The organism is Devosia honganensis (assembly GCF_042648785.1).
GTDB lineage: Bacteria > Pseudomonadota > Alphaproteobacteria > Rhizobiales > Devosiaceae > Devosia > Devosia honganensis.
In genome coordinates this window covers 41,841-55,129 of record NZ_JBHRYD010000001.1, presented here as the reverse complement: position 1 = coordinate 55,129, position 13,289 = coordinate 41,841, and the positions used below count along the sequence as shown (strand labels likewise).

General features: G+C 67.1%; 14 protein-coding genes. 9 read left to right on the top strand and 5 right to left on the bottom strand.

Going from position 1 to position 13,289, the window contains the following annotated elements:
• The first annotated feature begins 226 nt into the window (after positions 1 to 226).
• Together ACFOOL_RS00270 and dksA are read left to right on the top strand one after the other, a co-directional pair.
• Complete coding sequence (locus ACFOOL_RS00270) at positions 227 to 646, top strand: flagellar assembly protein FliX (RefSeq protein ID WP_380093823.1); 420 nt, start codon at positions 227 to 229, stop codon at positions 644 to 646.
• Between the two features lie 169 nt (positions 647 to 815).
• Positions 816 to 1,232, top strand: coding sequence for an RNA polymerase-binding protein DksA (gene dksA / locus ACFOOL_RS00265; RefSeq protein WP_380093821.1), 417 nt, complete (start codon positions 816 to 818; stop codon positions 1,230 to 1,232).
• A gap of 75 nt (positions 1,233 to 1,307) precedes the next feature.
• Here the strand turns inward: dksA and ACFOOL_RS00260 are convergent, their stop codons facing one another.
• Both ACFOOL_RS00260 and ACFOOL_RS00255 read right to left on the bottom strand, forming a co-directional pair.
• Positions 1,308 to 1,808, bottom strand: coding sequence for an SRPBCC family protein (locus tag ACFOOL_RS00260; RefSeq protein ID WP_380093819.1), 501 nt, complete (start codon positions 1,806 to 1,808; stop codon positions 1,308 to 1,310).
• A 101-nt stretch (positions 1,809 to 1,909) separates the two neighbouring features.
• On the bottom strand, positions 1,910 to 2,806 hold the full coding sequence (locus ACFOOL_RS00255; RefSeq protein ID WP_380093818.1) for an N-acetylmuramic acid 6-phosphate etherase: 897 nt from the start codon (positions 2,804 to 2,806) through the stop codon (positions 1,910 to 1,912).
• Between the two features lie 224 nt (positions 2,807 to 3,030).
• Between ACFOOL_RS00255 and ACFOOL_RS00250 the strand changes: the two genes are divergently transcribed.
• Both ACFOOL_RS00250 and nagA read left to right on the top strand, forming a co-directional pair.
• Entirely contained in the window at positions 3,031 to 3,816 is a 786-nt protein-coding gene (locus ACFOOL_RS00250) for a GntR family transcriptional regulator (protein WP_380093816.1), read from the top strand.
• A gap of 16 nt (positions 3,817 to 3,832) precedes the next feature.
• Positions 3,833 to 4,993, top strand: a complete 1,161-nt coding sequence (nagA, locus tag ACFOOL_RS00245) for an N-acetylglucosamine-6-phosphate deacetylase (protein ID WP_380093814.1) — start codon at positions 3,833 to 3,835, stop codon at positions 4,991 to 4,993.
• Positions 4,994 to 5,417: 424 nt separating this feature from the next.
• Here the strand turns inward: nagA and ACFOOL_RS00240 are convergent, their stop codons facing one another.
• On the bottom strand, positions 5,418 to 6,158 hold the full coding sequence (locus ACFOOL_RS00240) for an SDR family oxidoreductase (protein WP_380093812.1): 741 nt from the start codon (positions 6,156 to 6,158) through the stop codon (positions 5,418 to 5,420).
• Positions 6,159 to 6,560: 402 nt separating this feature from the next.
• Here ACFOOL_RS00240 and ACFOOL_RS00235 point away from each other — a divergent pair, with 402 nt between their 5' ends.
• Positions 6,561 to 7,991: a hypothetical protein gene (locus tag ACFOOL_RS00235; RefSeq protein ID WP_380093811.1), complete on the top strand. Its 1,431-nt coding sequence runs from the start codon at positions 6,561 to 6,563 to the stop codon at positions 7,989 to 7,991.
• Between the two features lie 398 nt (positions 7,992 to 8,389).
• A complete protein-coding gene (locus ACFOOL_RS00230; RefSeq protein ID WP_380093809.1) occupies positions 8,390 to 9,349 on the top strand; it encodes an OmpA family protein in 960 nt (319 codons plus the stop codon).
• 183 nt (positions 9,350 to 9,532) lie between these two features.
• Here the strand turns inward: ACFOOL_RS00230 and ACFOOL_RS00225 are convergent, their stop codons facing one another.
• Positions 9,533 to 10,468, bottom strand: coding sequence for an alpha/beta fold hydrolase (locus tag ACFOOL_RS00225; protein WP_380093807.1), 936 nt, complete (start codon positions 10,466 to 10,468; stop codon positions 9,533 to 9,535).
• Between the two features lie 209 nt (positions 10,469 to 10,677).
• Between ACFOOL_RS00225 and dapA the strand changes: the two genes are divergently transcribed.
• The gene (gene dapA, locus ACFOOL_RS00220) at positions 10,678 to 11,553 is read left to right on the top strand and encodes a 4-hydroxy-tetrahydrodipicolinate synthase (RefSeq protein WP_380093805.1); all 876 of its coding nucleotides are present in this window, start codon (positions 10,678 to 10,680) and stop codon (positions 11,551 to 11,553) included.
• 57 nt (positions 11,554 to 11,610) lie between these two features.
• Entirely contained in the window at positions 11,611 to 12,108 is a 498-nt protein-coding gene (gene smpB, locus ACFOOL_RS00215; protein ID WP_380093802.1) for an SsrA-binding protein SmpB, read from the top strand.
• Positions 12,109 to 12,125: 17 nt separating this feature from the next.
• Here the strand turns inward: smpB and ACFOOL_RS00210 are convergent, their stop codons facing one another.
• Entirely contained in the window at positions 12,126 to 12,677 is a 552-nt protein-coding gene (locus tag ACFOOL_RS00210) for a LabA-like NYN domain-containing protein (RefSeq protein WP_380093800.1), read from the bottom strand.
• A 228-nt stretch (positions 12,678 to 12,905) separates the two neighbouring features.
• Between ACFOOL_RS00210 and rpoZ the strand changes: the two genes are divergently transcribed.
• Positions 12,906 to 13,274 carry a DNA-directed RNA polymerase subunit omega gene (gene rpoZ / locus ACFOOL_RS00205; RefSeq protein ID WP_380093799.1) on the top strand — a complete coding sequence of 123 codons (369 nt, stop codon included), beginning with the start codon at positions 12,906 to 12,908 and terminating at the stop codon, positions 13,272 to 13,274.
• The last annotated feature ends 15 nt before the right edge of the window (positions 13,275 to 13,289 follow it).

Below are 13,289 nucleotides of genomic sequence, written 5' to 3'. Positions count from 1 at the left end.
TCCCCGGCTGCGCCGCCCCATCCCCATGGCGCGGCTTTCCCTCACGGCAATGCCAGAAGCGTGCCAGACGGACGACAATCTGGTAATCTTTTGAAATATAATGATTTTTATTGCCGCACGGGCCATTGCCGGAAGCGTGGCGGGCAATTCCTGCCGGGCGCGTTAACGCTTCGTTAAGCCTTGTGGGCAGATTTTGCCGGGGTATTGAGGCGGTGAGTCAGGTTCCTTGCGCATAGATGCCACCAATCGATCCGGCGGTGTGGCCGGCCGCGGCGCCGTCGGCAAGTCCGGCAGCGGCCCGGCCTTCGTGCCGGCCGGAGCGCCGGATGCGGCGCGCGTGGCCCATGCGGCGCCGGCGGCGCCCACGGCGGGGCTCGATGCCATTCTCGCCTTGCAGGCGGTGGGGGATTTTTCCGAGCGCCGCCGCAAGGCGGTCCGGCGCGGGACGGATTTGCTCGACCTGCTCGAGGCGATGAAGGCGGATCTGCTCGTGGGGCGCGTCGGCGAGGGGCGGCTCGAGGCCATGGTCGTCCAGCTTGGCGCGCTGCGCGAGCGGGTGGAGCCGGAGCTGGATTCGGTGCTCGACGAGATCGAGCTGCGGGTCCGGGTCGAGCTGGCCAAGCATGGACGCTTTCCGGCGCCCTGACGCCGCATCCGTATTTATCCCATGTCATCAATATGTTGCAGGCTTTGCGCTATGGGCCTGATGCGCCGGGGGATTCGAGCGTTAACAAGTGGTGACCTGCCGGCTTGCTCGGGACGGGCGGGGCGCATATATAGGCCGCCAAAGGGAGTATTGGGAGTTGAGTCTGCTGATGTCTTCGGTTGAACTTACGGACTATCGACCCAGCGAGGACGAGTCGTTCATGAATTCGCGCCAGCGCGAATATTTCCGGACCAAGCTGCTGGCCTGGAAGGACGAGATTCTGCGCGAAAGCCGCGAGACGCTCGAAAATCTCCAGGAAGAAAGCCAGAACCATCCGGACATGGCCGATCGCGCCAGCTCGGAAAGCGACCGTTCGCTCGAACTGCGCACCCGCGACCGGCAGCGCAAGCTGATCGCCAAGATCGACGCCGCACTCAAGCGCATCGATGAGGGCACTTACGGCTATTGCGAGGAAACCGGCGAGCCCATCGGCATCGCCCGGCTCGACGCCCGCCCCATCGCCACGCTGAGCCTGGAGGCGCAGGAACTGCACGAGCGCCGCGAAAAGGTCTATCGCGACGAATAGGGCTGGCGGCCTGCGCGCAGAGAGGTAAATTGCCGGGACGAGCCCGGCAATGACGGGGGAGGGGCGGAGGCCCACTCACCCCTGGATTCCGCGCGCCACTTCCTCCAGTTGCGCGGCGCAGAGGCCCCAGCCTTCGTGAAAACCCATTTTCTCGTGGGCCTGGCGGTCCTCCACCGTCCAGTGGCGGGCGAGGGCGGTGTAGCGGGTCTTGCCGTTCTCCGGCTCGAAGGTGAGGATGCAGGTGAAGAACGGCTTTTCCGATGGCGTCCAGTCACCGGTGAAGGCATCGGTGAACACCAGCCGGCGGTTGGGCACCACTTCCAGATATTGGCCGGGATTGGGATATTCCGTGCCGGCCTCGTCGGCCATCACCACGCTCGAGGCGCCGCCGGGGCGCACGTCGAGCGTGGCGCGCGGCGTCGTCCAGGGGCGGGGCGCGAACCATTTGACCAGCAGTTCCGGGTCGGTCCAGCAGCGATAGACCGCCTCGGGCGGTGCATCGATCAGCCGGGTGAGCACCAGGTCGCGGTCGGTGGCGGCAGTCTTGGCATGGTGGATCTTGGCATGTTCGGTCATGGCGGGTCTCCGGTTTCAAAAGGGCGTCACCGGAGCGACGAAGCGCAGGACGCGGTTTCGACACGGGGCTGCAAGAAAGATATGGGCGGGAGGAAATCGGCTCAGCGGCGCAGCGCGTCCAGCGCCGGGCGCAAATGTCCCTCATGGCGGGCCAGCAGCGCCTCGGCGCTCCGCCGGTCCGGCGCGCCGGCCGCGAGCAGCACCGCCGGCTTGACCGCGCCGTCCGCCGCCTCCAGCGCCGCCCCGGCCCGGGCTTCGTCCACCCCGGCGATGCGGGCGACGATGCCGCGCGCCCGCGCGCGCAGCTTGCGGTTGTCCGCCACCAGATTGACCATCAGCCCGTCATGCACATGGCCCAGCCGGATCGCCATCAGCGTCGAGAGCATGTTGAGGGCGATCTTCTGCGCCGTGCCGGCGCCCATCCGCGTCGAGCCGGCGATGATTTCGGGGGGCGTCGGCAGGCAGATGGTCACCTCGGCCACGCCCGCGAGCGCCGAGCCGGGATTGTTGACGATGCCCACGGTTCGCGCGCCCGCCGCCCGCGCCGCCTCCGCCGCCGCCAGGGGATAGGGAGTCTGGCCGCTGGCCGTGACCGCGATCAGGCAATCGGCCGGGCCGGGGGCGAGCGCCGCCATGGCGCGCCGCGCCGCCCCGGAATCGTCCTCGGGGCCGCCGCGCATGTCGGTCAGCGCGTCCATGCCGCCGGCGAGCAGCACGGCGATGCGGTCGCGCGCGATGCCGTAGGTCCCGGGCAGCTCCAGCGCGTCGGCCAGTGCCATCAGCCCCGAGCTGCCGGCCGCCGCATAGATCAGCCGCCCGCCGCCGGCGATGCTGGCTGCCGCCAGCGCGGCCCCGCGCGCGATGTCCCCGATGGCGCTGCCGACGCTCGCCGCCGCCGTCGCCTGGCCCTCCGCCAGCAGCGCCAGGATGTCCGCGTCGGCGCGCAGCTCGAGCCCCGGCGCCTGCGCGTGCGGCCGTTCCGTCTGCCTGTCGGTCATGGCGCCTCCGCCGCGGTTGATCCCGGAGCGTGGATAATGCCAAAAAAATACCACTTGTCCAGTTCGGGATGCCAGTGCATAAGCGGCCCGACTCAAAAGAACAATGGCTCCAGCCATATGGTGGCGCGATGCTGCGGCGTGCCGCATCGGGGCTTGGTAAATGGTATTTTATTGGTATCATAGCATGGATGCGGCAGCGGCCGTGGGGACACCGGCGAGGAAGCGTGGCTGAACGGACGGGCGATATCTTCGGCGACGGCCCGGTGGCGCTGCCCCGGGGCGGCCCGCTCTATCTCCAGCTCAAGCGCTGGATCGAGGCGGCGATCGAGCGCGGCGCGATCCGGCCCGGCGACGCGCTGCCCTCCGAGCGCGACCTGGCGCAGCGGGCGGACGTCTCCCGGGTCACCGTGCGCAAGGCAATGCAGCAATTGGTGCGCGAGGGGGTGCTGGTGCAGCGCCACGGCTCGGGCACCTTCGTGGCGCCCGAAACCCGGCGCGTGGAGCAGTCGCTGTCCCAGCTCACCTCCTTCACCGAGGACATGGCGCGGCGCGGCATGGCGGTGCGGGCCGAATGGCTCGACCGCGGGCTTTACCCGCCCTCGCCCGAGGAAACGGTGATCCTGGGGCTGGGGTCGGGGGAGCGTGTGGCGCGGATCGCCCGGCTGCGCCTCACCGGCGACACGCCGCTGGCCATCGAGCGGGCCAGCCTCGCCGCCGGCATCCTCGCCGATCCGGAGGCGGTCGGGGATTCGCTCTACAGCCATCTCGAACGATCCGGCGCCCGTCCGGTCCGTGCCCTGCAGCGCATCCGCGCCGCCCATATCGCCGAGGCCGATGCGCTGCTCTTGCAGGTGCCGGCCGGTTCGGCGGGCCTGCATATCGAGCGCATCTCCTATCTCGCCACGGGGCGCGTCATCGAATTCACCCGCTCCATCTATCGGGGCGACACCTATGATTTCGTCGCCGAGCTGCGCCTTGGCGACGCCAGCAACGGAACCGGCCAGCCATGACCCGGAGACCCATGACATGAGCGACCTTCTCGCCATTACCGGCGCCCGCATCTTCGACGGCGATGGCTGGCACGACGATGCCGCGCTATTGATCGAATTCGGCTATGTCAGCGGCATCGTCGCCGGCGCCGCCGTGCCCGCCCATGCGCGGCGCGTCGTGCTGGACGGCGGCATGGTGGTGCCCGGCTTCATCGACCTGCAAGTCAATGGCGGGGGCGGGGTGCTGTTCAACAACGCGCCGACGCTGGCCTCCATCCGCACCATCTGCGCCGCCCATGCGCAGTTCGGCACCACGGCGCTGCTGCCCACGCTGATCACCGACACGGCGGCGGTCAACATCGCCGCCATCGCCGCCGGCATCGCTGCCCATGAAGAGCGCGTGCCCGGTTTCCTGGGGCTGCATCTGGAAGGGCCGCATCTGTCGCTGGCGCGCAAGGGCACGCACGACCCGGCGCTGATCCGGCCCATGGACGAGGAGGACCTGGCCCGGCTCACCGCCGCCGCGCGCGACCTGCCCAACCTCATCTGCACGGTCGCGGCCGAAACGGTGGGTCCGGCGCAGATCGCCGCCCTGGCCGAGGCGGGCGCCGTGGTCAGCATCGGCCATTCCGACGCCGATTACGCCGCCGCCAAGGCCGCTTTCGCCGCCGGCGCCACCATGGCGACGCATCTGTTCAACGCCATGAGCCAGATGGGCAATCGCGAGCCGGGCGTCGCCGGGGCGGTGCTGGACAGTCCCGCGGTCTTTGCCGGGCTCATCGCCGACGGCATCCATGTGCACCCCGCCACCATCGGGGCGGCACTGCGGGCCAAGACGGCGCCGGGCCGCATCTTCCTCGTCACCGACGCCATGTCGCAGACCGGCACCGACATCCAGACCCTGACGCTCAACGGCCGCACCATCACCCGCGCCGAGGGGGCGCTGCGCCTCGCCGACGGCACCCTGGCCGGCGCCGATCTCGACATGATCGACGCGGTCGATTTCATGATCGGGCGGATCGGCCTCGCGCCCGAGGAGAGCTTCCGCATGGCGGCGCTCTACCCGGCCGAGGCCATGGGCCTCGCCGCCACCCACGGCCATCTGCGCCGCGGCGCCGTCGCCAGCTTCGTCCACCTCTCCGACGACCGCCGCGTCCGCTCCACCTGGATCGACGGCGAAACGGCATGGGCGGCGTAGGCTGGACTGACGGAACCTGCCCGGCGCACGAGCCCTAACTCACACGCCCCCACCACCCATGGTGTCCTTCCCGCGCAAGCGGGAATCTCAGTTCTTTTCTTCTCCAACAGGGATTCCCGCGTTCGCGGGAATGACACTGCGCAGGGTCGGCGGCGAAGGGGTGGAAGCATGGGGCAGGGGTGTCGCTTGCCCCGGTGCTCCAACCACCCACGGTGTCCTTCCCGCTTGCTCACACGTCCCCACCACCCACGGTGTCCTTCCCGCGCAAGCGGGAATCTCCGTTCTTTTTCCTCTCCGACAGGGATTCCCGCGTTCGCGGGAATGACACCGTGGAGGGGAATGACACCGTGGAGGGGGAATGACACCGTGGAAAGGACATGACACCGTGGAAAACGCGCCACACCCACCGCTGCCCGAGGCGACCCTAGCCCCGCCCGATATAGGGCATGGTGGTAGCCATCACGGTCATGAACTGCACATTGGCCGCGAGCGGCAGGCCGGCCATGTAGAGGATCGCGTCCACTACATGGGCGACGTCGAAGGTGGGCTCGGGCATGGTGGTGCCGTTGGCCTGCAGCGAGCCGGTGCTTATGGCATGGGTCATGTCGGTGGCGGTATTGCCGATATCGATCTGCCCGCAGGCGATGCCGAAGGGGCGGCCGTCGAGCGAGATGGCCTTGGTCAGGCCGGTGATGGCATGCTTGGTGGCGGTGTAGGAGGCGGCCTGCGGCCGGGGCACATAGGCCGAGATCGAGCCGTTATTGATGATGCGCCCGCCCTGGGGATCCTGCTCGCGCATCAGCCGGAAGGCCTCGCGCGCCACGTAGAAGGCGCCGTTGAGATTGGTGTCGACCATTTCCCGCCACACCTCGACCTCGAGGTCGCCGAAGACGCGGGCCGGGGCGAACCGCCCGGCATTGTTGAACACCAGGTCCAGCCGGCCATGGTCCCGGCGGATCCGGGCGAACAGCGCCGCCACCGCCTCGGGGTCGGTGATGTCGCAGACAAGGGCCGACAATCCGTGCTCGCCGCGCAGCGCCTCGAGCCGGTCCGCCCGCCGCCCGCAGGCGATCACCGTCCAGCCGGCCGCCGAAAGGCCCAATGCCGCCGCCCTGCCGATGCCCGAAGTGGCGCCGGTGACCAATGCTATGCCGGATTTTTTCATTCATTCCTCCACATTTGCGCCGTCATGCCGCCGCCGATGCGGCAGCCGCTTACGGGAAGCGGCAATGGCCTTTTTCGGTCCCGCTGTCCATGGCGGCGGCGGCGGGAGCCCAGAAAACGCCGGATTTTAACGAAATCTTCAGGCGGCTTAACGATTGGTTTCAATCTGTGTGCTGAATCTGCAACAACCGCATGGCAACCACATTGTGCCGGCCGGAAAAGCCGCTTGCCGCGATTGCGTCCATTTTTCCCATGCGTAGAGTGGGCCCTGCGAATCCATGCATGGGATCGTTTGTCGGTCGCGACGCGACGGCAACACACAGCACCACGAATTGTGTGGTCGCGTTTCGGCAAACCGCTGGGTAACCGGCACTAAGAAATGACTGACTTTGGAGGTCAATTAATGAAACTCAAGAGCCTTATCCTCGGTTCTGTCGCTGCCGCTGGTCTGTCGACCGCCGGCTTCGCCGCCGATCTGGGCGTTCTCACCTCGCTCGACGTGTGCGACTCGCTCGGCATTTCCGGCCTGACCCTGTCGTCCTCCGACAACTGCCTGCAGATCACCGGCGGCGTGTCGTATGAGTTTATCTGGGGCGACTACCGCACCGAATCTTATGTTGCTCGTACCTTCGACGGCAATCGCAACGTTTCGATCGCCGATGCCGGTCCGGATTGGTCCAGCAAGGTCGAAGCCTGGGTGAAGTTCGTCGGCACCGCCTCGAGCGATTTCGGCCCGGCTTCCGCCACCATCAAGCTCAAGGAAATTGACCAGACCCGCGTGCGTGGTACGGCAAATGGTATCCTTATTGACGGTGGCGACGATACCGGCGGTCTCGAAATCGACGAAGCCTTCGTGCAGGTCGGCGACACCACCACCATCATGGCCGGTAAGAAGGGCTCGATCGCCAATCTCGGCGACGACGAGCCGTTCAATTTCCTCGGCCTGTTCAACTCCGATGCCATTGACGGCAAGGGCGTTGGCGTCGATGGCGACACCACCTATCTCGGCGGTCACGTCATCCAGGTCGTCTCGGAAGTAGCCGATGGTGTCAAGATCGGCATCGGTCTGGAAAATCTGAATGGTGGCAGCGGTGCTATCACTACTCCGGCCGCTCCTGTTCCTCCCGCTGTGGGTCCTCTCATTCATGAGAATGACCCGCTCACCCACGGCACGCTGGTTGGTGTGGTCTCCTATGCCGGTGAAGGCGTCACCGCTCACCTGACCGGTGCAGCCCTCGGCATCCTCGACGGTACTGTCGAATCCTGGTTCCTGCATGCTGGCGCCACCGGTTCGTTCGATGCCTTCAAGGTCCGCGGTGCGGTCTCCTACTGGGACAACTTCAAGTTCGGCCGCGAGAACACGACCACCAGCAACAAGGTTGACGTCCTGAATGCGCTGCTCAGCGTCGAAGGCACGTTCGATCTGTTCAAGATCGCCGTCTCGGGTGAAGTGGCCAACGTCAGGCAGTCTGCCGGTACCGACTACACCGACTACGGAATCGGCGGCTCGATCGGCGTTGCCGTCACCGAAGGCGTGTCGATCAATCTCGGCGCCCGTCACTTCCATGATGACCTGAATAACGAGGGCACCACGCAGGTTGCCGCCCAGATCGTCGCGGCTCTGACCGAGACCATCAAGGCCACCGGTGAAGTCGGCGGTTACTTCGGCGACGCCATCGCCAACAACGCTGCGTTCCAGAACGACTCGATCTTCTACGGCGCTGCCGAGTTGGCCTGGGCTCCGGGTGGTGGTTTCACCTCCTCGATCAAGGGCGAAGCCAACAGCGAAAACGCCTACAAGGTCACCTTCAAGGCTGCCAAGGAATTCAAGTAATCCTTGGATTACTCCTGAATTGGGAAAGGCCCGGCTCACGCCGGGCCTTTTCTTTTGCCGCATCTTCCCTCTCCCCTGTGGCGCCGCTGCGTTCCCCTCCCCTGAGGGGAGGGGTTAGGGGTGGGGGTTCCGCTCCATCGACATTCTCGATGAATCAAGCGGACTCCCGGATAATCCCGAACCCCCACCCCCGACCCCTCCCCTCAAGGGGGAGGAGAGAACCCTCACCCTCGCAAATCCGCTGAACGCGGATTTCCCGTCCCTCACCCCCAGGGGGAGAGGGGTGACGCCGGCAGGCGGACTGCTTCACGTTTCCGCGGGGCGCGCGCCATTTTCCTTTGTCCGTCCGCGCAAATCATCTACTTTCCGGAAAAGTGCGGTTTTCCAATGGATTCGGGATGATCAGGGACCTTCTCAGGCGGGTCGCGCCCTGCCTCGTTGTCAGTCTTGGCGGGACGGTCGCGGTTGTGGCGGCGCCGGCCATCGACATAGCGCAGGCGGTTTCGCCGCGGTCGGGCGGGGGCGCCATCGTCCAGCTCGCGCCGCCGCGCATCGCCGATTACTGGATGAGCGTCAATCGCCAGCCCGGCGGGGTGCTGGTGTTCGACGGCTATGTGCCGGACGAGGCCAGCCGCGCCGCCTTCGCCAAGCGGGCCGGCGCCGATGTGAGCTTTCTCAAGCTGGGCAGCGGCGCCCCGGCCTCCTATCGCCGGGCGGTCGATTTCGGCCTCGTGCTGCTCTCGCATCTGTCCGAGGGCCGGTTTTCGCTGCGGGGCGAGGAGGTGTCGCTTTCCGGCATCGCCGCCAGCCCCGCCGCCCATCGCCGGCTCGGCGCGCTCCTCGAGACCGGCCTGCCGCCCGGCCTCGGCCTCGGGCAGGTCGATTACCGTCTCCCCGAGGGGGCGCGGCCCGTCATCGCCGTGGAGGCGCCCGAACCTGCGCCCGCGCCTGAAACAACGGCAGCGGTTCCGCCGCCGGACGGCCTCGCGCTGTGCCGCGACCGGCTGGCGGAGCTCTCGGCGCATAATGCCATCCTGTTCCAGTCGGGCGCCGCCGTCATCGCCGCCGGCGCCGCGGGCGAGCTCGATGCCTTCGCCCAGGCGTTGGGCCTGTGTCCGGAGGCGCCGGTGGACATTGCCGGCCACACCGACAGCGACGGCGATGCGGGGCGCAATCTGGCGCTCTCGGTCGCCCGCGCCGAGGCGGTGGTCGCCGCGCTCATCGAGCGGGGCGTCGCGGCCGAACGGCTCTACGCCATCGGCTACGGCGAATCCCTCCCCGTCGCCGACAACGCCACCGCCGACGGCAAGCGCCGGAACCGCCGCATCGTGGTGACGCTGCGCGACGAGGAAGGGTAGGGCGGCGCCGGAGGGGTGAGGGCACGAAGGGGGAAGGCTTTCATGTTTTGATAATGCGGCGACCCGGCGCCCCCTCCCCCTTGAGGGGAGGGTTGGGGAGGGGGTGGGTTTGCGGGCCACCGAAGGACCCCCACCCCCGACCCCTCCCCTCAAGGGGGAGGGGAGCAAAAAAAGGCTCCGCCCTCACCCGGCGCTGGTGCGGAAGACGAAATCGGCGACGGCTTCGATTTCCTCGTTCTGGTCGAACAGGGCCGGCGAGCCCTGGCCGGCGATGGTGAGGGCCGGCGCGTCGGGGCGGCGGCGGGTCATTTCCTCGAAAGTTTCGCGCCGGAGCTGGTCGGTGAGCTGGGTGCGCAGCAGCATCAGCTTCATGGGTTTGAGCGCGTCGTAGAAGGGCCATTGCGGCACCAGCACGTCGTCGAAGCCGATATCCCCGAGCAGCTCGATCAGCCGCCGGTCGAACAGCGGCCGGGGGCGGCCCTTGCGGTCGAACCAGTGGCTGCGCAGCGCCAGCGCGTCGAGGGTGTTTTCGGCAAGGCCGGGATAATCGCCGCCCAGCATGCGGCGGAAGCCGGCCATGGCCGCCCGGCCGCCGCCCAGGCTCTCCACATGCGCCAGATTGTTGCGCAGCCGCACGATGCCGCGCGAATCCGTCACCGGGCCGGCGTCGAGCAGGATGGCGCCGCCGACGAAGAGCGGCCGCGCGGCGGCCAGCGCCATCGCCACCTGCCCGCCATGGCCCTGGCCCAGCAGGATCGCCCGCCCGATGCCCAGCGCCGCCAATATGTCGGCCAGGTCGCGCGCATCGGCGAGCGAGCCGTAATCCTCGCTTCGGGGGCGGTCGTCGGCGCGGCCGCGCCCCGGCAGGTCGATCAGCACGACCGGCCAGTCGCCTGGCCCGAGCCGGGAGAAATAATCGGCGAAAGCGGTGAAATCGCTCATATTGCGATGGTAGCCGGCAAGGCACACCACCGGCAGGCGGCCCCGGGCGAACCGGCCGCGCCGGTGCACCGCGGCGCGGGTGCGCGCGTCGCCGGTCACCACATGAGTGACGGGCAGGCCCTCGAAGGCCTTGTGGTGGGCGGGCACGATCCTGCGGCGGCGGAACAGCGGCGTCATGCGTCCTGTCTAGAGCATCGTGCCGGAAAGTGGAATTGCGGTTTTCGCGCGGTGCCGGGAGGGCCGGGTCGGGCCGACAAGGCCGGCTCGCTCGTCTTGTGGCGGGGCGCCGATGAAAGTATGGTGCGCTCGCCCCGCGCCGCCCGGCGCCTGGGCATCATCCAGGCCAGCGCCGGCCCAGCCCGGCAATAATTGAGGAATACCTGTAAATGCTGCGAGGCTCGATCACGGCGCTCATCACCCCCATGCGCGATGGGGGCCTGGATGAGAAAGCCTTCGCCAGCTTTGTCGAATGGCAGATCGCCGAGGGCATTCATGGCCTGGTGCCGGTCGGCACCACCGGCGAAAGCCCCACCGTCAGCCATGATGAACACAACCGGGTCGTCGATATCTGCGTCGAGGTCGCCAATGGGCGCGTGCCGGTCATCGCCGGCGCCGGCTCCAATTCCACCGCCGAGGCGGTGTCGCTGGCCCAGCACGCCGAAAAGTCGGGCGCCGATGCGGTGCTCTCGGTGGTGCCCTATTACAACAAGCCCAACCAGGAAGGGCTGTTTCACCATTTTTCCGCGGTGGCGCAGTCGGTCGGCATCCCGGTCATCCTCTATTCCGTCCCCAGCCGCACCACGGTGGATCTCACCGTCGACACCATCGCCCGGCTGCGCGACGCCCATGCCAATATCGTGGGCGCCAAGGACGCCACCGCCGATATGGGGCGGGCGAGCCTGCAGCGCGCCAAGCTGGGCCCGGATTTCATCCTGCTCTCGGGCGAGGACATGACGGCGCTGGGGTTCAACGCCCATGGCGGGCATGGCTGCATCTCGGTCACCTCCAATCTGGCGCCGCGCCTCGTCTCGCAGATGCAGGAAAAGTCGCTGGCGGGCGATTTCAAGGGGGCGCTGGAGATCCACGACCTGCTGGTGCCGCTGCACAAGAACCTGTTCCTCGAGCCCAACCCGACGGCGGTGAAATATGCCGCCAGCCGGCTGGGGCTATGCGCCAACGAATTGCGCCTGCCGCTGGTGACCGTCTCCAAGGAGACCGAGGCGGCGGTGGACTTTGCATTGCGCCACGCCGGCCTTATCTAGGGGCATCGGGCGAAGCGGCTGCCGGTCCTTCGCGCCGGGGACGCGACCGGGGAATTCATGGCCAGCAAGAACGACAGGAACAAGCGCGGATGGATCAGCCACGGGGTCGTGGCCGAGAACCGCCGCGCGCGCTTCGATTACGAGATCGGGGACACCATGGAGGCCGGGATCGTCCTCACCGGCACCGAGGTCAAGTCGCTGCGGCTGGGCAAGGCGCAGATCGCCGAAGCCTATGCCTCGCCCGAAAGGGGCGAGCTGTGGCTGATCAACGCCCATATTCCCGAATATCTGGAGGCCAACCGCTTCAACCACATGGAGCGGCGCCCGCGCAAGCTGCTGGTCAGCAAGAAGCAACTGGCCCGGCTCGACGCCGAAGTCGCCCGCGCCGGCAACACTATCGTGCCGCTGAAACTCTATTTCAACGATCAGGGCCGCGCCAAGCTGCTGATCGGCCTCGGGAAGGGCAAGAAGAATTTCGACAAGCGCGCCACCAGCCGCGACCGCGACTGGAACCGCGACAAGGCCCGCATCCTCAAGGAAGGCGGCAGGGGATAGGGGCGAAAGGCCGCGCCTCAGGCCTCGGCCGGCTTGGGGGCCTGGGGGCGGCCGACGCTCTTGGCCAGGTCGGCGACGTCGAGGAAGAAATCGGCCTGACGCCGCAATTCGTCCGAGATCATCGGGGTGGCGGTGGTCAGGGTCGACACCACGGTCACCCGCTTGCCCTTGCGCTGCAGGGCGGCGACCAGGGCGGTGAAATCCCCGTCGCCGGAAAACAGCACCAGATGGTCGTAAAAGGGCGAGAGCTCCAGCGCATCGACCGTCAGCTCGATGTCCATATTGCCCTTCACCTTGCGCCGCCCGGTGGCGTCGGTGAATTCCTTGGCCGGCTTGGTGACCACGGTGTAGCCATTGTAGTCGAGCCAGTCGATCAGCGGCCGGATCGAGGAATATTCCTGATCCTCCACCAGCGCCGTGTAGTAGTTGGCGCGCAGCATATAGGCCTTGGCGCCGAATTCGGCCAGCAGCTTGCGATAGTCGATATCGATGCCGATCGCCTTGGAGGTGGCATAGAGATTGGCGCCGTCGATGAAGAGCGCGATCTTTTCACGCGGGTCAATGGCCATAAGTAAAGCTCCCGGAAGGACGGGGACGTCCCCCGTCGCCTGTGCCGAAAAACCGGCGTCTTTAATTAAATTCCGTCGAAAGTTTTAATCTCGTGGTTTCGGTGTTCGCACATTTGCCTTCGTCCGGCAAGCGCTTCGGCCCGGAGCCGGCAAGGCACGCAAACCTTGCCATTGGCGGCGCCATCGTGTAATGCGGACCCTCATTCCCCCCAAAGTGTGGAGACGTTCGTGGCACGCGTCACCGTTGAAGACTGCATTGAAAAGGTCGAGAACCGCTTCGACCTCGTCCTCATGGCCGCTCACCGCGCGCGCATGATTTCCTCCGGCGCCCAGATCACCGTGCCCCGCGACAACGACAAGAACCCGGTCGTGGCGCTGCGCGAGATCGGCGACGGCACCATTTCGCCCGAGGATCTGCACGAGGATTTGATCCACTCGCTGCAGAAATATGTCGAGGTCGACGAGCCCGAGACCAGCGCCGCCCCGCTCATCGAGAGCGCCGGCGACGACGATTCGGTCAATTTCGACACGATCAGCGAAGAGGAATTGCTGCGCGGCATCGAAAGCCTCGCTCCCCCCGAGCGGCGCGACGACTAAGAGCCGTCCCGTCAG

What these genes read in the sequence shown, in the direction of transcription:
- ACFOOL_RS00235 (WP_380093811.1), top strand. Translation starts at nt 6,561, where the DNA reads ATGAAACTCAAGAGCCTTATCCTCGGTTCTGTCGCTGCCGCTGGTCTG.
- dapA (WP_380093805.1), top strand. Translation starts at nt 10,678, where the DNA reads ATGCTGCGAGGCTCGATCACGGCGCTCATCACCCCCATGCGCGATGGG.
- ACFOOL_RS00230 (WP_380093809.1), top strand. Translation starts at nt 8,390, where the DNA reads ATGATCAGGGACCTTCTCAGGCGGGTCGCGCCCTGCCTCGTTGTCAGT.
- nagA (WP_380093814.1), top strand. Translation starts at nt 3,833, where the DNA reads ATGAGCGACCTTCTCGCCATTACCGGCGCCCGCATCTTCGACGGCGAT.
- ACFOOL_RS00255 (WP_380093818.1), bottom strand. Translation starts at nt 2,806, where the DNA reads ATGACCGACAGGCAGACGGAACGGCCGCACGCGCAGGCGCCGGGGCTC.
- ACFOOL_RS00210 (WP_380093800.1), bottom strand. Translation starts at nt 12,677, where the DNA reads ATGGCCATTGACCCGCGTGAAAAGATCGCGCTCTTCATCGACGGCGCC.
- dksA (WP_380093821.1), top strand. Translation starts at nt 816, where the DNA reads ATGTCTTCGGTTGAACTTACGGACTATCGACCCAGCGAGGACGAGTCG.
- ACFOOL_RS00260 (WP_380093819.1), bottom strand. Translation starts at nt 1,808, where the DNA reads ATGACCGAACATGCCAAGATCCACCATGCCAAGACTGCCGCCACCGAC.
- ACFOOL_RS00225 (WP_380093807.1), bottom strand. Translation starts at nt 10,468, where the DNA reads ATGACGCCGCTGTTCCGCCGCCGCAGGATCGTGCCCGCCCACCACAAG.
- smpB (WP_380093802.1), top strand. Translation starts at nt 11,611, where the DNA reads ATGGCCAGCAAGAACGACAGGAACAAGCGCGGATGGATCAGCCACGGG.
- ACFOOL_RS00240 (WP_380093812.1), bottom strand. Translation starts at nt 6,158, where the DNA reads ATGAAAAAATCCGGCATAGCATTGGTCACCGGCGCCACTTCGGGCATC.